Origin of the sequence: Anaerococcus senegalensis JC48, assembly GCF_000321005.1 — a bacterium.
Lineage (GTDB): Bacteria > Bacillota > Clostridia > Tissierellales > Peptoniphilaceae > Anaerococcus > Anaerococcus senegalensis.
Map to the genome: position 1 here is coordinate 155,950 of NZ_HE578907.1, position 24,877 is coordinate 180,826.

Here is a 24,877-nt window from a genome sequence, read left to right on the forward strand (position 1 = left end):
GGTGCATTTTTGCACCTTATTTTTTATGCTTCTGCTTTTTAACTTTCTTTTAAAAATTCGTGTATTTTTACGGCAAGTGCCATTTCTATTCTTTTTTTGAAAACTTTACAACCGTAATCATAAATTTTATTTATATCACCACCTGCATTGTAATTGTTAGCTGCGCATCCTCCTGAACAATACATTTGTGCCCAGCAATCTTTACATTTTTCTTGGCTATATAAATTATTTTTCTTGAAATTTTTTATTATTTCTGGCTTTTTAATTCCTTCAAAAACATTTCCTATTTTGAAATCTTCATTTCCAACAAATTGATGACAAGGATATAAATCTCCCGTTGGTGTAACTGCCATATATTCTGACCCTGATCCACATCCTGAAATTCTTTTGTAAACACAAGGCCCATTGTTTAAATCTATCATATAATGATAAAAAATAAATTTATCATCCTTATCTATTGCCTCTATTAACATATCTGCAAGTTTTTCATATTCTTCAAAAATTCTTGGTAGATGTTCTTCTTTTAGGGCATAATCTTCTTCATTATTTCCAACAACTGGCTCAAGAGATGTTCTTTTAAAGCCTAAATCTAAATATGTTTTTATATCTTCAGTAAAGTCTAAATTATTTGCTGTAAAGGTTCCTCTCATGTAATATTCTTTATTCCCACGAGCTTTTACTAATTTTTGAAATTTTGGAACAATTTTGTCAAATGAGCCTTTTCCATCATGACTTTTCCTAAATTCATCGTGTTTTTCTTTTCTTCCATCAAGAGAAAGAACAACATTTTTCATATTTTCATTTAAATATTCGATTTTTTCATCATCTAATAGCATTCCGTTTGTTGTTAGAGTGAAATTAAAATGTTTGTTAAATTCTTCCTCCTTACTCCTTGCATAATCAACGGTATTTTTTACCAAATCCCAATTTAAAAGTGGTTCTCCACCAAAAAAGTCAATGTCTAGATTGTAGTGAGAACCAGAATTTTCTAATAGAAAATCAATGGATTTTTTGGCAACTTCTTCTGTCATTATTGCTTCAGGTCCGTGATATCTTCCTTCTTTTGCAAAACAATATTCACAGGAAAGATTGCAAGTATGGCTTACATTTAAGCACATTGCCTTTAGGTAAGTTTTTCTTTTATCCATATCGATTGTCAAATCCTTAAAATCATCTTCTGAAAATAGGACTTTTTCATCAACCAAATCTTTTACTTCATCATAAGCTTCATCAAATTGTTCTTGATTTATGTTATGTAAATTTTTAATTTCATTTTCTATGTATGTTTTATCATTATTTTTATTTAATAAGCTTATAATATCGTAAGAAATTTCATCAACTAGATGAACAGAACCGGAATAAACATCCAGAACAATATTATAACCTTTAGCTTTATATTGGTGTATCATTTTTTCTCCTTAATTTATAGTAAAATAGTATAGATTTATTCAATAAAAAAAATAAGGGCTTGCCCTTATTTATTTTTTGTGTTAACACATTCTTGGTTAGCAACTCCACAAGATGTTTTGCAAGCTGATTGGCAAGATGTTTGACATTCACCACAGCCACCATCTTTTTTACTTTTGTGAAGATTTCTTGTATTTAAAGTAACAATTCTTTTCATATGTATCTCCTTTGTTTTCTATAAAATAATATTAACAAAAGTCAATATTTTTGTCAATCTATAATGGGGATTTCCATATTATCAATTGATAAATCAATTCCTTCTTTTTTAAAATATTTAATTTGTTCAATAACTTTTCTATTAATAACTTCTCCAGGAATAAGGAGTGGAATTCCAGGTGGATATGCATAGATATATGAAGCAGAAATATTTCCTATTGACTTATACAAATTTACTTTTAAAAAATTTTTATTAAGTGAACTTCTAATAGAATATTTTTTTTCACATTCTACAAAATAAAAAGAAAAGTTTGATTTTTTATATGATAATTTTGAATCGATTTTTAATAAAGCAGATTTTAATCTTTCAAAACCTTTTTTGGTATCAAAAATACTAGAAATCAAAATAACATAAGACATACTTGCCATTTCAATTTCAATTTTTTCTTTATATAATAAATTAGCTAATTCATTCCCATTTATGTTTGTATTTTTACAAGAAATTACAATTTTTGATAGATCTTTTTTATCAGAATTTATAAATTTAAGGTATTTTAAATTAATTTCATAAAGCTTATCTAAATTTATTTTTAAATCATCCCATAGCTTATAAAATTTTTGAAAGTTTTTTATCATATCATCTATTGATTCACATACAAGATATGATGGGGAAGAAGTTTGAAAAATTGCCATATTTCTTCTCAAATCTCCATTATCTATTTTTTTGTTTTTAATTATTATTCCACTTGCAGGAGTTAGGGCTGATAAATTCTTATGAAAAGATGTTATAGCTAGGTCATAGGTAAAATTTTTTTCATAACCTGATAAAATGGTATGAGAACCGTGAGCCATATCCACAAGCAGTAAAGTATTTTTATCTGCAATAATTTTTTTTATCTTTTTTAAATCAACCATAAAACCTTCATAGGAAGGAGAGGTTATAAAAATTAAAGAATAAGAATTTGCTTTTATTTTTTCTTTCAAATCATCATAATCTATATCGTAAGCCATATCATTTTCATCGGTTTTTATCTTAATAAAATCGTAATCTAAGTCAAAAATTTCTATGGCATTAAAAACTGATTTATGTGAATTTCTTTGAACTAAAATTTTTTTATTATTTTTTGTAAGTGACCTAATAGAAGATAAGATCCCACAAGTTGAACCATTTGTAGAAATAATAAAATCATCTGCCTTATAGATTTTTCTAAGTTTATTTTCCATATCTTTAAAAATGCTTTTTGGATCATTTAGATTATCAAAATCTCTAATTTCAGTTATATCTCTCTCGTAGGAAATTTTTTTATTTAAAATTTTCTTGTTTCTTTTATGTCCTGGCATATGAAAAGGATAAAAATCTTTTTCTATATATTTATCTAATTTTTCATTTAGCATATTTTTTCCTTTCTTTTTGTATAATATTATACTACAGTGATCTTTAGCAAATAAACTTTACAAATAAGACATTTTATTTACACAATGTATGATATAATGTATAATTGTATCATGAAAGTTTACAATGATTTAATATGAAATAAATAAAAATTTAATAAGAAGAAAAGAGGGGATTAAAATAAAAAAAGATAAGAAATTAAAAATATCTTCGTTTGTGATTTCTTTGATAATAATGCTTTTTATGCAAAGTTTTATAGAAGATTTTTCTTTCAAAGTTTATACAAATGAAAATATCGAAATAAGCCAAAATATTACTGGCAGCGAATATTCAGATAATTTTAAAATTAATTCAATTTATGTAGGTGATAAACTCTTAGATCTAAACAAAGTAGATATTAAGGGTTGGGAAAAAGCAGATACAAAAACTGGCTATCCAATTCAAACTAATGGTTTTAGCGAGGAAAACAAATTAAGTTTTAAACCAAGCCTTGGCATGATGTTTAATAAGCTTACAGTTAACTTTGAAACAAGTCCAGAATATTCTAGTGCTATTATGACATATTTAAAAGATCACACAATGACAATGTATGCAAATTCTACTGAAAATAGGTCATATGTAGACATATATTATACAGACTTTTTCTCAATTGTAATGCAAAGTTTAATCTTCATAGCATCTGTAATATTATTTGCTTTCTTTATTTATAATATTATAATTAGAATTAAAAATTTAGAACGAGGAAAAAAAGAAATTCTATACATAGGTAAAGATTATGTTTTGAATTTTATAATTTTAGGAATTTCATTATTTGGATTAAGTAAATTAAATGATCATATCAACGGATTTTATTGTACTTTCTTTAATGCTCCATATACTTTTAAAGATATTATAATATTTGTTGCTATGGTATTTTTAGCTTCACTTGGAATAAAAAGTATTTATAAGAAATATCCAGAACATAAAAAAGTTAATATAGGAAATTGGGTTTTATTTATACTAAATCCTTTTGTGTCATTTTATATACTAGAATCTGCATATAATCCAAGTATATCATCAATGGAATTGATTTATGTTTTAATAAATGCATTAATATTATTTTTGATACAAGTATTAATTTATATAGTAATCAGAAAAAAAAGATTTTCAATGATGTTTATTTTAGTTGTTTCTATAGCTTTTGGAATTGCTAATGATGCTTTATATATTTTGAGAGATTCTCCACTAATTCCTGCATTTTTAGGATCATTAGGAGTTGCGGCAGACGTAGCTAAAGATACTGTTATTCAATTAAATGGTCAATCAATGATGGCATTTTCTTTGGCAAGCTTGTGGTTATTGGTAATCTCATCAATAAATGAAGGAAAAATAAAAATTTCTAAAAAATCTTACGCGAAACAATTAGTAGGTTATGCAAGTTTATTCGCTCTAATAACTGTTGTTAGTGTAAATTATTTTATAAAACAAAATGGTGTTGGAGTAAATTTATGGAGACCATCAAGAACATATTATGTAGAAGGTTCACCTTATAGTTTTTATAGAATTTTTGCAAACCAAATTCTTACAGCACCAAAAGGCTATGATGAAAAAGAAGTAGAAGATACTCTAGAAGAATATTACAACAAAGATATAGGAACCAAAGAAAACAAAAAACCAAATATAGTAATAATTCAATCAGAAGCATTAGCAGATTATTACGGACAAGGAAATTTAAAATTAAGTGAAAATCCTATTGCTTTCCAAAGGTCTTTAGATGAAAATGCAATCCAAGGTCGTTCATATGTTTCAGTTTTGGGTGGAGGAACAGTAAATTCAGAATATGAAGCGCTAACATCAGTTCCTTTAACATTTTTCCCATTAGGAGCATATCCTTTCCAACAATATGTAAAAGAAGGACACACATCAGTAGCTAGAGTTTTAGAAAATCAAGGCTACAAAACATTTATAACCCATCCTAATAAACCAACAAATTATTCTAGACAAGAAGTTTGGCCAAATTTAGGATTTAAAAATATTGCCTTTTTGGGTGATTATGATAATAATCCAGATAATTTTGAACCAACAAATAGTTTTATGAAAGATTCAGTTGCTTTTGATAAAATTAAAGAACAATTTGAAAAAAAATCATCTGATAAACCATTATTCACATATCTTGTAACTATGCAAAACCATGGTGGATATACTTCAAATATTCCTGGAGATATAAAAGTATTAAATGAAAATAACGGTGATGATCAAGGTACAAGTCATTATGTTAATTTATTAAAAAAATCAGATGAAGATTTGAAAAATCTTGTAGAATATTTTAAATCTTACGATGAACCAACAATAATTTGTATATTTGGTGACCATCAACCACAAAATTATGATGTATTTATGAAACTTATAAAATCTAGTGATAATTACACAAATAAAGATGTATTCTATACACCATTTACTATTTGGGCAAATTATGATATAGAAGAAGAAAAAGATGTAAATATGTCATTGAATTATCTAACACCTTATTTATTAGAAAAAGCTGGTGGAGTAAAATTATCAGCTTATGAAAAATACATGTTAGATATGAGAAAAGATTATCCAATACTTACAACAAAACAAATTTTTGATAAAAATAATGAGGAAGTAAGCAAGGATGAAGAGTTCCAAAAAAGAAATAATAAATTAAATTCATTAATTTATTATGAAATGAAGCAAGATACAAAATCAGATAAATATTTTAATAAAGCTTCAAAATAAATTTTTCCGAAACCAAGTAAAACTTGGTTTCGGTTTTTTAATGTTTAAAATAATATGATATAATAGTTAAGATAAAAGAATTACAAGGAGAAAAAATGCAAAGTCTAATAGAATTAATTAGATCTAATTTTTCAAATAATATAGCTCTAATTATCATTAGTATGTTTCCTTTAATAGAATTAAAAGGTTCTATTCCAGTTGGTCTTGCTATGGGATTTAAACCAATGCATGCTTATTTATATTCGTTACTAGGATCAACAATTCCTGCAATTTTTATTTTGTTATGGATTATGCCAATTTTTGATTATATGAAAAAAAAAGATTCGTTAAAAAAATTAGTTGTATGGGCTGAGAGTAAAGCTAAAAAGAAAGAAGGAAATATAAAAAAATATGAATATATTGGCTTATTTTTATTTGTAGCTATTCCTTTACCAGGTACAGGCGTTTGGATGGGTTCTTTGATAGCATCAATTCTTGGTTTAAAGAAATTAAAATCATTTGTTACTATTGCTATAGGAAATATAATAGCTGGTATAATTATATATACATTTTCAAGTTTTTTCTTTTAAGGGGTTTATATGAAAATAAAAAAAATAGTAATAAAAGCTATACTAATTATACTTATGATTATTACGGTAGCTTTTGCTTTTGTATTTATAAAAGGATTTATTTCATCTACAATAGTTAAAGATGAAAATAAATTTACTGGAAAAGATTTAGGAAGTGGAAATAAGATTGAGCAAAAAAATGAAGATGAATTATTATTTTTATTTGCAGGTGTTGATTCTACTGGAGAAAAATATAATACTAGAACTGACACTTTAATGTTAGTTTTGATGAATAAAGATACTAAAAGTATAGAGATATTATCTATTCCTAGGGATACAAGAGTATATGTACAAGGTAATTTAGATAAAATAAATGCAGCACATTCTTATGGTGGTATGGATGAAACAATAAAAACAATTAGAAACTTTTTAGAAATTGACCTAGATTATTATGCAGAAGTTAGTTTTCAAGCTGTAGAAGATGGTGTAAATGCTTTGGGAGGAGTAGATATTGAAGTCCCAGAACAAATTGCGAGTGCTCAAGAAATTGAGCCAGGACTACATCATTTTGATGGAAAACAAGCCCTTGATTATTGTAGATTTAGAAAAGGCTATGCCAATGCAGATTTGGGAAGGATAGATTGTCAGCAGGATTTTGTAATACAATTTATAAAAAATATGACAAAACCAAAAAATATATTAAAAATTCCAGGAGTTATTTCTAAAGTAAATTCAAATATGGATTCGAATATAAAAATGTCAACAATTTTATCATTTGCCTGGGCGTTTAGAAATATCGAAGATGCAGAAATTAACACGCAAACTATACCAGGTCATCCTGATATGATAGATGGAATTTCTTATTATGTTCCTGATAATGAAGCATCAATAGATATTAGAAATAAAATATTATATAATTATTTATTAGAAGAATAAAGGAGAAAATATGGACATTAAGTCAAAAATTAGAGTTATTAAAGATTATCCTCAAGAAGGAATATCATTTAAAGATATTACAACCCTTCTAAAAGACAATAAAGCTTATGAGGAAACATTGGATCTTATGGCTGAAAAATTAAATCAATTAGATTTTGATTATATTATAGGAATAGAATCAAGGGGATTTATTTTTGGAGCTGCCCTTGCTGATAGATTAAATGTAGGTTTTATTCCAGTAAGAAAACCAGGTAAACTTCCTGGAGAAATAAAATCTATATCTTATGATTTAGAATACGGACAAAGCAAAATAGAAATCCACGAAGATTCTCTAAATAAAGGTGACAAAGTAGTAATCGTTGATGATTTAATAGCAACAGGAGGATCTGCAAAAGCTTGTGCATCTTTAGTAGAATCATTAGGTGGAGAAGTTGTTTGTTTAGAGTTTTTGATAGAATTAACAGATCTTAAAGGACGCGATGAATTAAAAGATTACGAAGTTATATCTTTAATTGAATATGATCATTAAAAAATAAGCCTCCAGCAATGGAGGTTTTGATTATGTTTAAAGATATTAATTTAAAATAGGTGAAATATGAATTTGAATCAGAGAAAAACAGGTGCCTTATTATCTTATGTATCAATAATATTGAATACATTACTTACACTTTTTTATACGCCAATTATTTTAAGATATTTGGGTGACGCTGAGTATGGAGTATATGAACTCACAGCATCACTTGTTGCTTATTTGGGATTATTATCATTAGGTTTTGGATCAGCCTACGTTAGATTTTATTACAGATATAAAATTAAAAATGATGATTTAGGAATAAGTAAACTTAATGGTTTGTTTATGATAGTATTTCTAACTATGTCGATAATATCAATAATTTTAGGATTTATTTTAATAATAAACTTAGATGTAATTTTAAGAGGGAAATTGACCAGTAATGAGATTGAACTTTCAAAAAAATTAATGTCGATTTTAGTAATTAATGTAGCTCTAACTTTTCCAACTAGTGTTTTTGAATCATTTATTTCAGCAAATGAAAAATTCATTTTCCAAAGAATATTAATGTTGATTAGATTAATTCTATCACCAGTTTTGGGTATTCCATTGTTGATGGTTGGATTTAAGTCAGTAGGTCTTGTAATTGTTACAACTTTTATAAGCTTATTTGCTTTTATATCTAATGGTTATTTTGCTATAAAAAAACTATCAATGAAATTTGATTTTTTAAATTTAGACAAAAAATTATTAAAAGCAATAAGTGTATTTTCAGGATTTATTTTTTTATCAATGATAACAGAACAAATAAATTGGTCTGTAGATAAATTTGTTTTGGGTAAATTTGTAGGAAGTGTTTCAGTTACTATATATGCTATGGGATCAATTATTTATAGAGCTTATCAGCAACTTGCATCTTCTGTAGTTACAGTTTTTGTACCACAAGTAAATAAAATGGTCGCTCAAGGTTATAATGATTTTGAAATTACTAAACTTTTTGCAAAAATATCTAGAATTCAGTTATATATATTAATGCTTATTTTACTAGGATTTTTTGCTTTTGGTAAGTACTTTGTTTCTAAAATTTGGCTTGATGATACATACATAGAAAGTTATTATGTTGCAATAATATTAATGGCATCATCTCTATTATCATTAATACAAGCAATAGGGGTTGACATACAAAGAGCAAAAAATTTACACAAATTTATGTCTGTAGTATTTTTTATTGTGGCTTTATCAAATTTTTTCATATCAATCCCATTAGCAATAAAATTTGGACCAATAGGTTCTGCATTAGGAACAGCTTTTACTGTGACCATTGGAAACGGAATCATCATGAACATATATTATCATAAAAAGATTGGAATAGATATAAGATATTATTTTAAGGAAATTTTTAATGTTATAAAAGGAATGTTACCTTCAATGATATTAGCATATATACTTTTTAAGATAGAAATTTCTAGTATATTTTATTTTATAATCTTAATAATTATTTTTGTGATATTTTATGGAGTAAGTTTGTGGATATTTTCGATGAATGATTTTGAGAAAAATTTATTTTTAAAACCAATAAATAAGATAATAAGAGGGAGTAATTAAATGAGTATAGGTGTTATAATACCTGTTTATAATAATGAGAAATTTATTAAGCAATGTATTGAGTCAGTTTTAAATCAGTCATACATTGATATAAATATTTATGTTGTAGACGATGGATCTAAAGATAATAGTAAAAATATTATTAAAAACTTAGAAGAAAAAAATAAAAATATAAAATATATATATCAAGAAAATTCAGGAGTATCTGCTGCTAGAAATAATGGTTTAGATTATTCAAATGATGATTATATATGTTTTTTAGATTCTGATGATTTTTTAGACAAAGATTATTCCATAAAAATGTTGCAAAAAGCAAAAAAAGAAAATTCAGATATAGTATCTTGCGGTACTAAGGTTGTTTCAGGCAAAAATATTTCTCAACTTGAAACAGCTTTTAGTGAAAAAAATTTCTTATATAATTACTTAATAGGTCGTAATAAAGGACAAATTGCATCTTTTTTAATTAAAAAATCTTTAATAGAAGAACATAAATTGAGATTCGAATTGGGTAGAAATTGGTCAGAAGATACAGATTTTTTAGTAAAAGCTTTTTCTAAAGCTAATAAAATATGCGTATTGGAAGAATATTTAACAAATTATAGGGTATTTCATAAAGATAGTAATTTATCTAGTTTTAATATAAATCAAATTGAAAAAGATTTGTCATCTTCAATAGGACTTTTAAATGATAAAAGTATAGAACTAAGTGATTTAGAAATTAGAGCTATAAAGGAATATAGAATACCATCAACTATAGTTTTTAGGCTTGTTATAGCATTTAAAAAAGGTATAGAAAAAAAAGAAATAGAAAAATTATACGAAAAATACAAAGAGTATATTGATCAATTTAAATTAAGACATGGGAAGCGAAGCCTTTTACTACTTGTACAAATAATAAAATTAAAATATTTATTAAGATTTAAATAAATAAAAATGGTTTAGAATGAAAATATTCTAAACCATTTTTATATTAGATTTTTATAAAATTCTTCTAAGAATTTGGATGTACTTAAAATATTAAAACCTTGTTCATCAATAATTTTATAAAGATTTTCTCTTTCGTATTCAAAATTATTAATAATGGATTTTATCCATTCATTTTTATCATCGAGGGATATAAATTTAACATTTTTTGTAATTTTTGCATCCTTAGGAATATTATTTGAAAGAAGGCATTTTAAACCTGAACTTTGAGCTTCGACGGCAGATAGAGGTAATCCCTCATTTAAAGAAGGTAATAAAAATATATCGGATGCCTGTAAAATTTCATTAACGTTTGTAACTGATCCCATAAAAATAATATTTGAATCTAAGCTTAATTTATTTACCAAATTTTCCATCTCTTTTCTAAGTTCACCATCTCCTAAAAGTAATAATTTTATTTTATTATCAATTTTAACTAAATCTTTCATTAAAAATATTAAAAATTCCTGATTTTTAACCTTTAAAAAACTTCCCACATGAACTAATACTTTATTTTCTCTTAAATTAAGTTGATTTTTAATTTTATTTCTTATTTCTTGATTAAAGATATATTTTTCTAGATCAATTCCATTTTTAATTAGGGTAAAATCATTGTTACCAAATAAAAATTCACCAGCTGCAATTGAACAAGCAAACTTATAATCGGAATATTTAATTACATCTTTTTTTAAATAATCTCTAAGAATTTTTCTAAAACCATGACCATAATTTATTCCGTGGCTATGAGATATTGTTGTAAGACCATATTTTTTTGCAGCTTTAAGTATAGTAGATTCTGTACCCCTAAAATGGCAATGTAATATCTTGTATTCACTATGATTTGATAAAAATTTTTCCAAATCTCTTTTGTATTTTAGTGGTTTTTTTGGATTGAATTTTTCAATAGTATAAATATTTCCACCTAAATTTTTAATTTTATTATAATTTTCACAACTTCCAATCTTATGAACCAAAAAATCAAATTCGAATTTTCTTCTATCTATATTATTAAATATTGAAATTAAGAGACTCTCTATTCCACCAACATTTAAATCACCTAATACATGTAGTATTTTAATTTTATCTTGCAAATTTAACTCCTTAAATTAATTAAAGTATTATATTTATTATAACATACTAAAATATATCATAAATTATGAAAAAACTTGATAATTAATATAAACTTAGTATAGTTAAATTAAGGTCAAAGATGGTCAGAGAATGATGGAGGTTTTATGAAATATCAAGATTATTATGAAATTTTAGGTGTAGATAAAAAAGCAAATGATAGTGAAATAAAAAAAGCTTATAGGAAGCTTGCGAAAAAATACCACCCTGACCTTCATCCTGATGATAAAGAAGCCAGTGAAAAATTTGCAAAAATAAATGAAGCTTATGAAGTATTATCTGATGAAAATAAGAGAAAACAATATGATATGTTTGGAAAAAGTGGAAACTTCAGTCAAGGTCAAAATTTCGACCCATCTCAATATGGTTTCTCAGATTTATTTTCAAATTTTGGAGCTGGAAACGGATCTTATACCTACACAAGTAGTACAGGAGGATCCTCTGGATTTTCAGATTTTTTTGAAACCTTGTTTGGAGGAGGAAGAACTTCATCAAGGTCTTCATCCACAAATTTTGGAGGATTCGGATCAAGTTTTAAAAATGGATTTACAAAATCTAAAAAATCAAAAATTAAAGCTAAGGTTAATATATCACTAGATGAAGCAATGAGTGGCGTATCTAGAACGCTAAAAATAAAAGATAAAGAAACAAATTCTATAAAAGAAATTAATATAAATATTCCAAGTGGAATGACAAGTGGGAAAAATTTAAAAATTGATGGTTCAAAATATAATTTGAATGCAGATATTTATGTAAAAGTTCAAATCAAGGAAGACTCAACTTATAGGTTAGATGGGTTGGATATTATTAAAAAAGAAAGAGTAAGTCCTTGGGATGCATACTTTGGTGAAAAAATCACAGTCGACAGTCCAAATGGAAAGTTTAAAATAAATATTCCTGAAAAAATTGAAGCAGGAAACAAAATAAGGATTAAAGGTAAGGGATATAAGGATTTGAAAGGAAAAGTTGGAGATTTTTATATAGAAATTCTTATCGATAATCCAAAAGATTTAAGTAAAGATCAAATTGACCTATATAAAAAATTAAAGGAATTAAATTAGGGGGATATGATTATGGATTTTAACAAATTTACTCAAAAATCAACAGAAGCTATTAATGAAGCAAGTCAACTAGCAATAAAAAATGCCAACCCAGAAGTTGGCATAATCCACCTAGCTTACGCTTTGGTTGAAGATTCAAATTCATTCGTAAGCCAAGTTTTAGCTAATATGGGCTTGTACAAAAAAGTACTTAACAAAATGGAAGAAAAAATGGAAAGTTTGCCAAGCCAATCTGGTTCAGCAAATATTTATCCAAATACAATTTTTCAAAGAATTTTATTAAAAAGTGAAGATTGTGCAAAGAAAATGGGCGATTCATTTATATCAACTGAACACATTTTTTTAACTATTTTAAATGAAGAAACAGAATTAAGTGATTACTTTAAGGAAATTGGCTTAAATGCTAAAAATTTCTCAAATGAGCTTAAAAAGGTTAGAAATGGTCAAAAAGTTACTAGCGATAATCCAGAAGAAACTAATAATCCATTGGAAAAATACGGTAGAAATTTGACCAAAGAAGCAAGAGAAGGAAAAATAGATCCAGTTATTGGACGTGATACAGAAATTAGAAATTGTCAAAGGATTCTTTCAAGAAGAAAGAAAAATAATCCAGTTTTAATTGGTAAACCTGGAGTTGGTAAAACGGCAATTGTTGAAGGTCTTGCACAAAGAATTGTTAATAAAGATGTACCAGAACCACTTCAAGGAAGAACAATTTTTGCCCTTGATATGGCAAGCTTAGTTGCAGGAGCAAAATACAGGGGACAATTTGAAGAAAGATTAAAGTCAGTTATTGATGAAGTAAAAAAATCTGAAGGACAAATAATTATGTTTATAGATGAGCTTCACACAATTGTTGGAGCTGGAAAAACAGAAGGTTCAATGGATGCTTCAAATATAATGAAACCAATGCTTGCCCGTGGGGAAATTAAAGTAATTGGCGCAACAACTTTAAATGAATATAGAGAAAATATTGAAAAAGATGGAGCTCTTGAAAGAAGATTCCAAAAAGTTTTGGTTGATGAGCCAAGTGTGGAAGATACAATTTCAATTTTAAGGGGAATCAAGGATAAATATGAAATTTATCATGGAATAAGAATCCAAGACCAAGCAGTAATTGCGGCAGCAGAGCTTTCAAACCGTTATATTACTGATAGATTTTTACCAGATAAGGCAATTGATTTGATGGATGAGGCTTGTGCAACTGTAAGAACTGAAATTGATACAATGCCAGAATATTTGGATGAGGAAAAAAGAAGAATTTTACAAGTTCAAATTGAAATTGCAGCCTTAAAAAAGGAAGATGACGAAAAAAGTAAGAAAAGACTTGAAATGCTAGAAAAAGAATTAGCAAATGCAAATGAACGATTTAATGCTGATTTCAATAAATGGAAGAGCCAAAAAGATTCAATTAATTCTGTAAAAGATATTAAAGAAGAAATTGACAAAGTAAAAGTTGAAATTGAAAAAGCCCAAAGAAATTACGATTTTGAAAAATTATCAGAATTAAAATATGGAAAATTAAATGAGCTTGAAAAGAAATTAGATGAAAAAGAAAAAGAACAAGAAAATGATTCTTCTATAAAAGAAGAAGTTACTGATGAAGACATAGCAGATGTTGTTTCAAATTGGACCAATATTCCTGTAAATAAATTAGTAGAAAGCGAAAGAAGTAAAATTTTAGGACTTTCTGATAAATTACATGAAAGAGTTATTGGTCAAGATGAAGCAGTTGATAAAGTTTCAGATGCAATAATTAGGGCAAGATCTGGACTTAAAGATATAAATAAACCAATTGGATCATTTATTTTCTTAGGACCAACAGGAGTTGGTAAAACAGAACTTGCAAAATCACTTGCAGAAGCAATGTTTGATAGCGAAAAAAATATGATAAGAATTGATATGTCAGAATATATGGAAAAATATTCTGTATCAAGACTAATTGGAGCTGCACCAGGTTATGTTGGATACGAAGAAGGTGGTCAATTAACTGAAGCTGTAAGACGTAATCCTTATTCAGTAATTTTATTTGACGAAATTGAAAAAGCTCACCCAGATGTTTTCAATATTTTACTACAAGTTCTAGATGATGGAAGACTAACAGACAGCCAAGGAAGAACTGTAAACTTTAAAAATACAATTATAATTATGACTTCAAATATTGGATCATCTTATTTAATAGATGGATTAAAAGAAGATGGAACAATTGACGAAGAAAATAGGAAACTTGTTGATGGGGCATTAAAAGCATCATTCAAACCAGAATTTTTAAACAGAATTGATGACATAGTTATGTTTAAACCATTAACAAGTGATCAAGTTTATAAAATTATTGACCTTCAAATTGAAGATATATCAAAAAGACTTGAAGATCGTGATATTACAATCGAGCTTAGCAAAGCTGCTCACGAATATATCTTAGAAAAATCTTATGATGTAGAATATGGAGCAAGACCAATAAAAAGATACTTGCAAGCAAATATTGAAACAAACTTGGGAAGAAAAATTATAGAAGGAAATATTATGGAAGGCGATCATGTCATTATAGATTTAGATAAAAATAATGAATTAGCCTACCAAGTTAAAAATTAAAGAATAAATATAAAAAGAGAAAATTTCTTTTTGAGATTTTCTCTTTTTCTTTTGTCTAAAAAATGGGATAAATTTATTTTTTAAATTATTTTTTAAATCATATTTATACAAAGACTTAAAGAAAATCCCAAAGATTGGAAAGAAATATACATACAAAAAAACTAAAAAAACACAAGATATGGTATTTGTTGTTTTATTATATCAATATATGGTATACTTAAGTAGTATTAATAAAGGAGTTGAGAAAATGCCTAAAGTTGTAAAGAGAAATGGTCAAAAGGTAGATTTTTATAAAAATAAAATAAAAATAGCCATAGAAAAGGCTATGAATTCACCAAATGGTGTTTTTATAGAAAAGCAAGCAGAAGAAATTGCAAATGAAATTGAAAAAAGTGTTGTAAATAAAAGAGAAATTTCAATTTATCAAATTGAAGATATGGTTTATTACAAATTAATTGATAAGAAAAATCCTGCAACAGCGAAATCATATGAAGCTTATAGGTCTGTTCAAGCCTATAAAAGAGAAGCAAATACGACAGATGATGATATAATCGGCTTACTTGAAAGAACAAATATTGATGTAATGGATGAAAATTCCAACAAAAATCCATTAATTGCATCAACTCAAAGAGATTTGATAGCAGGAGAAGTTTCAAAAGATTTAGCAAAAAGAAAATTAATAGATGCTGATCTAGTTGAAGCTCACGAAAATGGAGCAATACATATTCATGATCTTGATTACTTAATCCAACCAATTTTTAATTGCTGTTTGGTAAATATGAAAGATATGCTTGATAAGGGGACAGTTATAAATGGAAAAACAATCGAAACACCAAAATCTTTCCAAGTAGCTTGTAATGTAATGACCCAAATTATTGCCCAAATTGCATCAAACCAATATGGTGGTCAATCTATAAATATTTCATGCCTTTCAAAATATTTGCAAGTTTCTTACAAGAAAAATTACAAATTGGCAAAAGAAATTTTATCAAATGAAAAAGAAATAAAGGCTATGGCTGAAAAATTGACCCAAAGAGATTTAGAATCTGGAATTCAAACCATCCAATACCAAATAAATACTCTTATGACATCAAATGGTCAAGCACCTTTTGTAACCTTATTTATGCATACAGATGAAAATGATCCATATTTGAATCAAACTGTAAAAATTATAGAAGAAATTTTAAAACAAAGAATCCAAGGAATAAAAAATGAAGCAGGAGTTTATGTAACTCCAGCCTTTCCAAAATTAATTTATGTTTTGGATGAAAATAACATAAAAGAGGAAAGTAAATATCACTATCTTACAGAATTGTCCATAAAATGTACAGCAAAAAGAATGTATCCTGATTATATATCTGCTAAAAAAATGAGAGAAAATTATGAAGGAAATGTATTTTCTCCAATGGGTTGCAGGGCATTTTTGCCACCATATAAGGATGAAAATGGAAATTACAAATTTGATGGAAGATTTAATATAGGAGTCTGCACAATAAACCTCCCACAAATTGGAATACTAGCAGGCAGTGATGAAGAAAAATTCTTCGATATTTTAAATAAAAGAATGGATCTTGTAAAAAGAGTTGGAATCTTAAGATATGAACATTTAAAAGATGTAACAAGCGATTCATCACCAATTCATTTCCAACATGGAGCAATAGCAAGACTCAAACCTCACGAAAAAATAAATCCACTTCTAAAAAATGGATATGCAACAGTAACAATAGGCTACATTGGAATATATGAAGCATGTAAACTTGTAAAAGGAGTAAGTCATACAAATAAAGATGGGGAAAAATTTGCTATAAAAATAATGGATTTTTTAAATAATAAAAAGAAAGAATGGATAGAAGAAACTGGCCTTCAATTTGCAGTTTATGGAACTCCAGCAGAAAATCTTACAAATAGGTTTGCCTCAATTGATAGAAAAAGATTTGGAGATATTGAAGATATAACCGACAAAGGTTATTACACAAATTCTTTTCATGTTGACGTAAGAGAAGAAATTTCTGCCTTTGAAAAATTTGATTTTGAATCAAAATTCCAAGATATGTCATCAGGTGGTTGTATTTCTTATGTAGAAATTCCAAATATGACAAATAATTTGAAGGCTCTTGGCACAATTGTCGAATATATTTATGACCATATCCAATATGCAGAATTTAATACAAAATCAGATTATTGTGTAGAATGTAATTATGATGGCGAAATGCTTTTAGATGATAATAACGAATGGTATTGTCCACAATGTGGAAATAAAGACAGGTCAAAACTAACAGTAGTAAGAAGAACATGCGGATATTTGGGAGAAAATTTCTGGAATGAAGGAAGAACTAAAGAAATAAAGGCAAGAGTTTTGCATATATAATAAAAGTCTACATTAGTAGACTTTTTTTATGGAGGATTTATGAGATATGGACAAATAAGAAAGTATGATGTGGCAAATGGACCTGGTATTAGAACTTCGTTTTTTGTCACAGGCTGTCATGCAAATTGCAAAAATTGTTTTAACAAGAAATATATGAATCCAAATTTTGGAGATTTGTGGACAGAAAAACAAACTCAAGAGATAATTTCTTACTTAAATAGAGATGAAATAGAAGGGCTTACAATTCTTGGAGGAGAGCCTTTTGAATCTACAGAAGATTTGATTGAGATTGTAAAAAAGATTAGAGAAGAAACAGATAAATCAATTTGGATTTTTTCAGGATTTTTGTATGAAGTTTTGGTAAATATTGAAAACGCAAAAAAACTTTTATCCATGTGTGATGTCTTGGTTGATGGACTTTTTGTAGAAAAATTAAAAGATTTAAGATTGAAATTTAAGGGATCATCAAACCAAAGAACAATTGATATACAAAAATCTTTAGAAAATAAAAAAGTAATCCTTTTAGATGGGTATAATTAAAATAGAAATAAAATTAGGAGGAAAAAATGGAAATTAATAAAAAAAGAAGAGGGGTAGGAGGAATTGTTATAGCTATAATTGCAATTATTGCTCTTGCTATAATTGTTTTAATACCTTCATATAATGGACTTGTAAAACAAAAAGAACAATTAGATGAATCATATGCTCAAGTTCAAAATGTTGTGCAAAGAAGGGCGGATTTAATTCCTAATCTTGTTAACACTGTAAAAGGATATTCAAAACACGAAAAAGATACTTTGACAGAAGTTACTGAGGCAAGGGCAGGAATAAAAGATGCTAAGGGACCAAAAGAATTAGCTGAAGCTAACGAACAAATGAATCAAGCAATTAGAAATATAAATGTAGTTGCTGAGGATTATCCAGAGTTAAAAGCTGATAAACAATTTACTCAACTTATGGATGAACTTGCTGGAACAGAAAATAGAATTTCTGTTGAAAGAAAAAATTATAACGGAGAAGTTAAGTCTTATAATACAAAAGTTAAATCTTTCCCAACAAGCATTTTTGCATCAATGATGGGATTTGATAAGGCAGAATATTTTGAAGCTGATGCATCAGCCCAAGATGCACCAAAAGTAAATTTTGGAAGTTAGGTAATTTATGAGAAAAAGGAAGAATATAATAGTAACTATTTTATTTGCCTTTATTCTTCTTTTTCTACCTAATAAGTCTTTTGCAGAAAATTTACCAGAATCACCGAGAACTTACTATTATGATGAACTTAATTTAATTGACCAAGAAACTAAAGACCATTTGACAAAAGTAAACAAAGAACTTGAACAAAAAACTGGATCTCAAGTAATTTATGTTTCTCTTAAAGATATAGAAGACCAACCAATGCAAGTTGGAACAGATCTTTTAAACAAATGGAAAATTGGTGATAAGGAAAAAAATAATGGAGTTTTGATTTTAATTTCCCAAAGAAAGGGCCAAGATAAAAAAGATATTTCAATTATAACAGGCTATGGAATTGAGGGAAGATTAAATGATGGTAAGGTCGGAAGAATAATTGATGAATTTATGCTTGATTATATGAGGGCGGGTGATTTTTCCAAAGGAATTACAGAAGGCTTCAACGCTATTGTTTCTCAAATTCTAGAAGAATATCAAGTAGAATTGACTGGTGATTATGACGAATATGCTGATAGGCTAAGAGAAGATGAAGACGACGAAATAGATTTAAGAACATTAATAATAATATTTATAATTTTTATCATATTCTCAAGACTTTTTACAGGCCGAGGAGGTTTTAGAAGTGGAGGATATGGAGGCTTCGGTGGATTCGGGGGCTTTGGAGGAGGATCTTTTGGAGGATTTTCCGGAGGCTCGGGCGGATTTTCTGGAGGAGGATTTTCCGGTGGAGGAGGATCATCCGGAGGTGGCGGAGCCAGCAGAGGAATATAAAAATTTATATTAATTGGTAAATTTAGTAAATAAGCAAAATAATATAAAAATATAATGAAAATTATGTTGAAAATTTATTAAATATATTTTAAAACATCATATTTTAAACATAATTATTTGACTTTAACACGAAAACTATATATAATGAAAATATAAAAATAATATTAAGGAGTAAATTATGAAAAATAATAAGAAATTGGTATTGGGTTCAGTTGTAGCCCTAGCACTATCAGTTGGTGTACTTGCACCTAATTCTACAAAAGCTGAAGAAGTAGCACCAGTAAATCAAGCTACTCAATCAGTTGGAACAAACGATGCAGCTGGAAAAACAGATGCACAAAAAATAACTGAGGCACAAGCTAAAGCTAAAAAACAATTGGATGATGCTGGCGTACCATTTGAAAATCAAAAAGACGTTCTTGCTTACCCAAATAATGTTTATAATATTGAACAAAAAACTAATGAAATTTTATCAATTCAAAATAAGAAAAATCAAGAATTAGCTAAAACACCTTTAGGAAAAGCAAAATTAGCAGCAAAAGCTGAACTTAAAGCATCTGGACTTCAATTAGATGCTTATAATAGTCAAATAGATAATGCTGCAGATTTATATTCAGTAGAACAAGCTAAAGAAGCTGCGCTTAAATCTGCAAAAGATAATGGTCTAATAAACATAGATGATTACAATAAAAAAGAAGCAGATGCAAAAGCAAAAGAAGAAGCTGCAAAAAAACCTTTGGCAGATGCAAAAGCTTCAGCATTAGCTGAACTTAAAGAAGCTGGACTTGGTAGCGATAAAAATGAGTATGTTAAAAGAGTAAAGGAAGCTACAACAGTTTATGATGTAGAACAAGCTAAAGATGCTGGAATTGCATGGGCTAAAGAAAATCTAACTACACTCGATAAATGGAATGAAAAAGAAGCAGCAAAAACAAATAGATTAACAATCGATCAATGGTTAGCTTTACAAGCTAAAAAAGAAGGCAAAAAACCTGAAGAAGGTAAAAAACCTGAAGAAGGCAAAAAACCTGAAGAAGGTAAAAAACCTGAAGAAGGCAAAAAACCTGAAGAAGGTAAAAAACCTGAAGAAGGCAAAAAATCATCACTTGATGATTTACTTGATATTGAAAAAATTAAAGATTTAGCTAATAAAGACGATGATAAAGATATAAGTGATTTATTTGACTTTAGTAAAATCAAAGAAGAAGCTGAAAAAGATCCTGAAAATAAAGAAATTTGGGATGAATTTATTAAACTTATTAAAGATGATAAATCTTCAAAAGAATTTTTAGCAGCTTTAGAAAAAGATCAAGACAAATTTGCAAAACTATTTGATTTCTCAAAAGTTGATAAAAATGGAAAAATTAAAGAAGTAAATGAAGTAAAAGAAGTAAAAGAAGCTAAAAAAGAAAATAAAAAAGTTAACAATGTAAACACTGGTGTAGCAGGACTTACAGGCGTTGTAGCAACACTTGCAGCAGCATCAGCAGCACTTTTCAAATCAAAAAGAAAATAATTTATTAAAATAAATTAAAAGCAAAATATCTCTCTCAAGAATATCCTGAGAGGGATATTTTTTTGTGAATTATAATAAGTTTTATTTTACTGATAGTTTCAAAATTCTAAATATTTAAGGAAAAATGTTATAATAAATTAAGGTGATTTGATGTATATAAAAACTTCTGTTAGAAAACTTATTGAATTTGTTATGAGAAGTGGGGATATTGATAATTCTTTTAGGGATAATAATAGGATGGTTCAAGGAATCAAGGCTCATCAAAAAATTCAAAAATCTTATGATAAAAATTATAAGGCCGAGTACTATCTAACAAATATTACTAAAATTGATGATATGGAATTTCATGTTGAGGGTAGGGCTGATGGCCTTTTGAAAAAAAAGGGTCAAATAATAATAGATGAGATAAAATCTACCACAAGAAATTTGGAAAAACTGGATGATTCTAATAAATTACACTGGGCTCAGGCTTTTTGCTATGGGTATTTTTATGGTGTAAAAAAAGATTTAAAAAAACTTACCATAAGGTTAACCTATGTTTCACTTGACGATTATAAGACAAAAACTTTTGAAAAAGAAAAAAGCCTTGATGAGCTTTATGAGTTTTACATAAATTTACTAAAAGAATATATTAATTTCTCAAAAATTTTATCCATAAATCTTGAAAAAAGAAATAAGAGCGCAAAAGAATTGACCTTTCCCTATAGTGGCTATAGACAGGGACAAAGAAAGATGTCAGTTGCAGTCTACAGGGCGATTCTTGATAAGAAAAAATTATTTGTTGATGCTCCAACTGGAACTGGAAAAACAATTTCTACTATTTTTCCTGCTGTAAAATCTTTGGGAGAGGGGCTATCTGATAAGATTTTTTATTTGACTGCCAAAAATACTACTGCAAAAGAAGCCTTAAAATCTTTGTATCTTTTAAAGGAGAAAAACTTATCAATAAAGGCTGTTTCTTTAACAAGCAAAGAAAAAATTTGCCTTAATGATGAAATTTCATGCAATCCTGAGGATTGTCCTTTTGCGAGAGGACATTTTGATAGGGTAAATGATGGCTTAAAAGATATTTTGGAAAATGAAGATATAATGGATTTTGATATAATTACATCTTATGCAGAAAAACACAGACTTTGCCCTCTAGAATTTGAACTAGACCTGGCCCTTTATTCTGACCTTATTATTTGTGATTATAATTATGTTTTTGATCCAAATGTTTATTTGAGAAGATTTTTTGATGAGAGTGTGGATGAATATATCTTTTTAATTGATGAGGCCCACAATCTTTTAGAAAGATCAAGAAAAATGTTCTCTCATGATTTTGTTGATACAAGCTTTAAAGAATTAAGAGAGGGCATGAATCTCAAAAAGGATTTGAAAATCATAAAATCAATTGATTCTATCTTGGATGAATTTGAAAAGATGTACAAAAACTATGGTAAAAAATTATTCTATTATACTACTGATAATAATGATGATTTTGACAAAAAACTAATGGGCCTTTCAAAAAAATTAGAAAAAGTTTTGATAAAGGATAAAAAAAGAGATGATTATGATAAAATAGAAGGTATGTTTTTTGAAATAAACCACCACCTTAAAATTTCTGATAATTTTAGGGAGGGTTTTTATCAAACTTTGACCTATGATGAAAATTCTATGGAAAAAATATATGAAATAAAATGTATAGATCCATCAGATGTTTTAGGTGAAAAATACAAATTGGCAAGATCAACGGTATTTTTTTCTGCAACCTTATCTCCTATGAAGTTTTATATTAAAATGTTGGGTGCAGAAGATTCGCTAAAAGTTCACTTAGATCTACCATTTGACAAGAAGAATTTTTCTCTTTTAGCAAGTCCAATTTCTACAAGATATAAGGATAGAAATAATAACTTGATGGATATAGCTGATTTAATTCACGAATTTATAAATGCGAAAAAAGGAAATTATTTTATATTTTTCCCTTCATTTTCTTACCTAACCGATGTTTATGAATATTATAAGGGAAATTATAATGATGATATTTTAGTCCAAGAAAGGTCCATGTCTCCGATTGAAAGGCACAAATTTCTACAAAATTTTACATACGATAGTGAAAAAACTGCTTTTTTAGTTCTTGGAGGAATTTTTTCTGAAGGAGTAGACTTAAAAGGAGACAGACTAATTGGATCTATGGTTATTTCTGTAGGTATGCCTGGTGTAAGTGATGAGAGAAATCTAATAAAAACCCATTTTGACCAAATATCTCACAATGGATTTGATTATTCTTATACCTATCCAGGTTTAAACAAAATTTTTCAAGCTGCAGGAAGGTTAATTAGGGGAGAAAAAGATAAGGGAATAATTTATTTAATTGACGATAGGTTTTTGTGGGATAAATATAGGAGATTATATCCAAGACATTGGTCAAATATAAAAGAAGTAAAAAATAAAAAAGAATTAAAAATCTTAGTTGAAAGATTTTGGAATAGAGGAGAATAAATGAGACAAAAAGCTATAAAAGATGTAGAAATAATTGATATGTCTTATCCAAACATATCTATTGGAAAAATAAATGAAGAAAAAACAGTCCAATTTAAGGGTGGAGTTTTAGGACAAAAAGTAAGAGTAAAAATCACCAAAAATAGGGGAAATAATAAAAAGGGAAAATTCATGGAAGTTTTGGAAGATTCTAAAATTGAAAATGCCAAAGAATTTTGCCCTAATGCTGGAATTTGTGGAGGATGTTCCTACCAAAAAATGGGATATGAAACCGAACTTTTACTAAAGCATAATATGATGCAAAAACTTTTAAAAAATCATAATATAGATATCAAAGAACTTTCTATTGTAAGAAGTCCAAAAGTAAAAGGATATAGAAACAAAATGGAATATACTTTTGGAGATGCTTACAAGGACGGTCCCTTAGTTTTGGGTCTTCATAGACAAAATAGATTCTATGAAATTGTAGATACAGAAGGTTGTAATATTGTAGATAGTGATTTTGAATCGATTAGAGAACATGTACAAAATTATTTTAGAGAAAAAAATACAAGTTTTTACCACAAAAAAGCTCACACAGGCTTGCTTCGTAATCTAATAATAAGAAAAGGAATACATACAGGAGAAATTATGGTCATCCTTGTAACAAGCTCTGACAAATCTTTTGATCCTATGAGGAAAGACCTATTTGCTCACAATCTTTTAAATGCAAAAACAAAGGGGAGAATTGTTTCAATTTATCATGTAATAAATGATAGTCTATCAGATGCTGTAAAAGTAGATTCAATGGAACTTTTATTTGGGAAAAAATATATAGAAGAAAAAATGAATGATTTAAAATTTCAAATTTCCCCATTTTCATTTTTTCAACCAAATGTATTTACAGCAGAAAAAATTTACCAAAAAGCTATAGAATTAGCAAATGTGGATAAAACTAAAAATGTCCTGGACCTTTATTCAGGAACAGGAACCATAACTCAATTATTTGCAAAAGCCGCAAATAAGGCAGTAGGAATAGAAATAGTAGAAGAAGCCGTAGAAAAAGCCTTCGACAATGCAAAAGAAAACCAAATCGAAAATATAGACTTTATAGCTGGAGATGTTTTAGAAAAAATTGACCTAGTAAAAGGAAAATACGACATAGTAGTCCTAGATCCTCCAAGAGAAGGAATAAATCCAAAAGCAATCAAAAAAATAATGGACATAGATCCAAAAGAATTCGTCTACATCTCCTGCAATCCAAAAACTCAAGTAAGAGATATAGAAATATTTATGGAAAATGGATATAAAGTAGAAAAATACCAAGCCTTTGACCAATTTCCTAGGTCAAGGCACGTGGAGGCTATAGCGTTGATACAAAAGATATAAATTTAGAAATCCTGCATTTTAAGCAGTTTTATAGGCATTTTGTCTTCGATAAAGATGAAGAAGGATACGTCAAAAAGACT

General features: G+C 27.6%; 19 protein-coding genes. 15 read left to right on the top strand and 4 right to left on the bottom strand.

Annotated elements, in window-relative coordinates; genetic code table 11:
- Positions 1-38: 38 nt before the first annotated feature.
- The 3 genes from scfB to ASHG_RS00875 form a co-directional block, all read right to left on the bottom strand.
- Entirely contained in the window at positions 39-1,409 is a 1,371-nt protein-coding gene (gene scfB, locus ASHG_RS00865; RefSeq protein ID WP_040396879.1) for a thioether cross-link-forming SCIFF peptide maturase, read from the bottom strand.
- A 65-nt stretch (positions 1,410-1,474) separates the two neighbouring features.
- Complete coding sequence (gene scfA / locus ASHG_RS00870) at positions 1,475-1,624, bottom strand: six-cysteine ranthipeptide SCIFF (protein ID WP_040396881.1); 150 nt, start codon at positions 1,622-1,624, stop codon at positions 1,475-1,477.
- A 53-nt stretch (positions 1,625-1,677) separates the two neighbouring features.
- On the bottom strand, positions 1,678-3,018 hold the full coding sequence (locus ASHG_RS00875) for an aminotransferase class V-fold PLP-dependent enzyme (RefSeq protein ID WP_040396882.1): 1,341 nt from the start codon (positions 3,016-3,018) through the stop codon (positions 1,678-1,680).
- A gap of 241 nt (positions 3,019-3,259) precedes the next feature.
- Here ASHG_RS00875 and ASHG_RS00880 point away from each other — a divergent pair, with 241 nt between their 5' ends.
- The 6 genes from ASHG_RS00880 to ASHG_RS00905 all read left to right on the top strand — a co-directional run bounded on the left by ASHG_RS00880 (position 3,260) and on the right by ASHG_RS00905 (position 10,282).
- Complete coding sequence (locus tag ASHG_RS00880) at positions 3,260-5,755, top strand: sulfatase-like hydrolase/transferase (RefSeq protein WP_244264216.1); 2,496 nt, start codon at positions 3,260-3,262, stop codon at positions 5,753-5,755.
- Positions 5,756-5,850: 95 nt separating this feature from the next.
- Positions 5,851-6,324 carry a COG2426 family protein gene (locus tag ASHG_RS00885; protein ID WP_040396885.1) on the top strand — a complete coding sequence of 158 codons (474 nt, stop codon included), beginning with the start codon at positions 5,851-5,853 and terminating at the stop codon, positions 6,322-6,324.
- 9 nt (positions 6,325-6,333) lie between these two features.
- Entirely contained in the window at positions 6,334-7,239 is a 906-nt protein-coding gene (locus ASHG_RS00890; RefSeq protein ID WP_040396887.1) for an LCP family protein, read from the top strand.
- 10 nt (positions 7,240-7,249) lie between these two features.
- Entirely contained in the window at positions 7,250-7,768 is a 519-nt protein-coding gene (locus ASHG_RS00895) for an adenine phosphoribosyltransferase (protein ID WP_040396888.1), read from the top strand.
- A gap of 66 nt (positions 7,769-7,834) precedes the next feature.
- A complete protein-coding gene (locus ASHG_RS00900; protein WP_040396889.1) occupies positions 7,835-9,355 on the top strand; it encodes an oligosaccharide flippase family protein in 1,521 nt (506 codons plus the stop codon).
- Positions 9,356-10,282 carry a glycosyltransferase family 2 protein gene (locus ASHG_RS00905; RefSeq protein ID WP_040396891.1) on the top strand — a complete coding sequence of 309 codons (927 nt, stop codon included), beginning with the start codon at positions 9,356-9,358 and terminating at the stop codon, positions 10,280-10,282.
- A 38-nt stretch (positions 10,283-10,320) separates the two neighbouring features.
- Here the strand turns inward: ASHG_RS00905 and ASHG_RS00910 are convergent, their stop codons facing one another.
- Positions 10,321-11,409 (bottom strand): glycosyltransferase, encoded by a 1,089-nt coding sequence (locus ASHG_RS00910; protein WP_040396893.1) that lies wholly within the window; start codon positions 11,407-11,409, stop codon positions 10,321-10,323.
- A gap of 144 nt (positions 11,410-11,553) precedes the next feature.
- Here ASHG_RS00910 and ASHG_RS00915 point away from each other — a divergent pair, with 144 nt between their 5' ends.
- The 9 genes from ASHG_RS00915 (at position 11,554) to rlmD (ending at position 24,797) form a co-directional block, all read left to right on the top strand.
- Complete coding sequence (locus ASHG_RS00915) at positions 11,554-12,507, top strand: DnaJ C-terminal domain-containing protein (protein ID WP_040396895.1); 954 nt, start codon at positions 11,554-11,556, stop codon at positions 12,505-12,507.
- A gap of 12 nt (positions 12,508-12,519) precedes the next feature.
- Positions 12,520-15,099, top strand: a complete 2,580-nt coding sequence (gene clpB / locus ASHG_RS00920; protein ID WP_040396896.1) for an ATP-dependent chaperone ClpB — start codon at positions 12,520-12,522, stop codon at positions 15,097-15,099.
- A 247-nt stretch (positions 15,100-15,346) separates the two neighbouring features.
- Positions 15,347-17,467, top strand: coding sequence for an anaerobic ribonucleoside-triphosphate reductase (gene nrdD / locus ASHG_RS00925; RefSeq protein WP_040396897.1), 2,121 nt, complete (start codon positions 15,347-15,349; stop codon positions 17,465-17,467).
- A gap of 39 nt (positions 17,468-17,506) precedes the next feature.
- The gene (gene nrdG, locus ASHG_RS00930; RefSeq protein WP_040396898.1) at positions 17,507-18,007 is read left to right on the top strand and encodes an anaerobic ribonucleoside-triphosphate reductase activating protein; all 501 of its coding nucleotides are present in this window, start codon (positions 17,507-17,509) and stop codon (positions 18,005-18,007) included.
- A 26-nt stretch (positions 18,008-18,033) separates the two neighbouring features.
- Positions 18,034-18,621 carry a LemA family protein gene (locus ASHG_RS00935; RefSeq protein ID WP_040396899.1) on the top strand — a complete coding sequence of 196 codons (588 nt, stop codon included), beginning with the start codon at positions 18,034-18,036 and terminating at the stop codon, positions 18,619-18,621.
- A gap of 7 nt (positions 18,622-18,628) precedes the next feature.
- Positions 18,629-19,432 carry a TPM domain-containing protein gene (locus ASHG_RS00940; protein ID WP_040396900.1) on the top strand — a complete coding sequence of 268 codons (804 nt, stop codon included), beginning with the start codon at positions 18,629-18,631 and terminating at the stop codon, positions 19,430-19,432.
- 178 nt (positions 19,433-19,610) lie between these two features.
- The gene (locus ASHG_RS00945; RefSeq protein ID WP_040396901.1) at positions 19,611-20,948 is read left to right on the top strand and encodes an albumin-binding GA domain-containing protein; all 1,338 of its coding nucleotides are present in this window, start codon (positions 19,611-19,613) and stop codon (positions 20,946-20,948) included.
- A gap of 150 nt (positions 20,949-21,098) precedes the next feature.
- Positions 21,099-23,429 (top strand): ATP-dependent DNA helicase, encoded by a 2,331-nt coding sequence (locus ASHG_RS00950; protein ID WP_040396902.1) that lies wholly within the window; start codon positions 21,099-21,101, stop codon positions 23,427-23,429.
- The gene (rlmD, locus tag ASHG_RS00955) at positions 23,430-24,797 is read left to right on the top strand and encodes a 23S rRNA (uracil(1939)-C(5))-methyltransferase RlmD (protein WP_040396903.1); all 1,368 of its coding nucleotides are present in this window, start codon (positions 23,430-23,432) and stop codon (positions 24,795-24,797) included.
- The last annotated feature ends 80 nt before the right edge of the window (positions 24,798-24,877 follow it).

Coding starts and splice junctions, on each gene's coding strand:
- ASHG_RS00905 (WP_040396891.1), top strand. CDS start 9,356: ATGAGTATAGGTGTTATAATACCTGTTTATAATAATGAGAAATTTATT.
- rlmD (WP_040396903.1), top strand. CDS start 23,430: ATGAGACAAAAAGCTATAAAAGATGTAGAAATAATTGATATGTCTTAT.
- ASHG_RS00900 (WP_040396889.1), top strand. CDS start 7,835: ATGAATTTGAATCAGAGAAAAACAGGTGCCTTATTATCTTATGTATCA.
- ASHG_RS00895 (WP_040396888.1), top strand. CDS start 7,250: ATGGACATTAAGTCAAAAATTAGAGTTATTAAAGATTATCCTCAAGAA.
- ASHG_RS00880 (WP_244264216.1), top strand. CDS start 3,260: ATGCAAAGTTTTATAGAAGATTTTTCTTTCAAAGTTTATACAAATGAA.
- ASHG_RS00885 (WP_040396885.1), top strand. CDS start 5,851: ATGCAAAGTCTAATAGAATTAATTAGATCTAATTTTTCAAATAATATA.
- nrdD (WP_040396897.1), top strand. CDS start 15,347: ATGCCTAAAGTTGTAAAGAGAAATGGTCAAAAGGTAGATTTTTATAAA.
- clpB (WP_040396896.1), top strand. CDS start 12,520: ATGGATTTTAACAAATTTACTCAAAAATCAACAGAAGCTATTAATGAA.
- ASHG_RS00890 (WP_040396887.1), top strand. CDS start 6,334: ATGAAAATAAAAAAAATAGTAATAAAAGCTATACTAATTATACTTATG.
- ASHG_RS00875 (WP_040396882.1), bottom strand. CDS start 3,018: ATGCTAAATGAAAAATTAGATAAATATATAGAAAAAGATTTTTATCCT.
- ASHG_RS00940 (WP_040396900.1), top strand. CDS start 18,629: ATGAGAAAAAGGAAGAATATAATAGTAACTATTTTATTTGCCTTTATT.
- scfB (WP_040396879.1), bottom strand. CDS start 1,409: ATGATACACCAATATAAAGCTAAAGGTTATAATATTGTTCTGGATGTT.
- ASHG_RS00945 (WP_040396901.1), top strand. CDS start 19,611: ATGAAAAATAATAAGAAATTGGTATTGGGTTCAGTTGTAGCCCTAGCA.
- ASHG_RS00935 (WP_040396899.1), top strand. CDS start 18,034: ATGGAAATTAATAAAAAAAGAAGAGGGGTAGGAGGAATTGTTATAGCT.
- ASHG_RS00915 (WP_040396895.1), top strand. CDS start 11,554: ATGAAATATCAAGATTATTATGAAATTTTAGGTGTAGATAAAAAAGCA.
- ASHG_RS00950 (WP_040396902.1), top strand. CDS start 21,099: ATGTATATAAAAACTTCTGTTAGAAAACTTATTGAATTTGTTATGAGA.
- nrdG (WP_040396898.1), top strand. CDS start 17,507: ATGAGATATGGACAAATAAGAAAGTATGATGTGGCAAATGGACCTGGT.
- scfA (WP_040396881.1), bottom strand. CDS start 1,624: ATGAAAAGAATTGTTACTTTAAATACAAGAAATCTTCACAAAAGTAAA.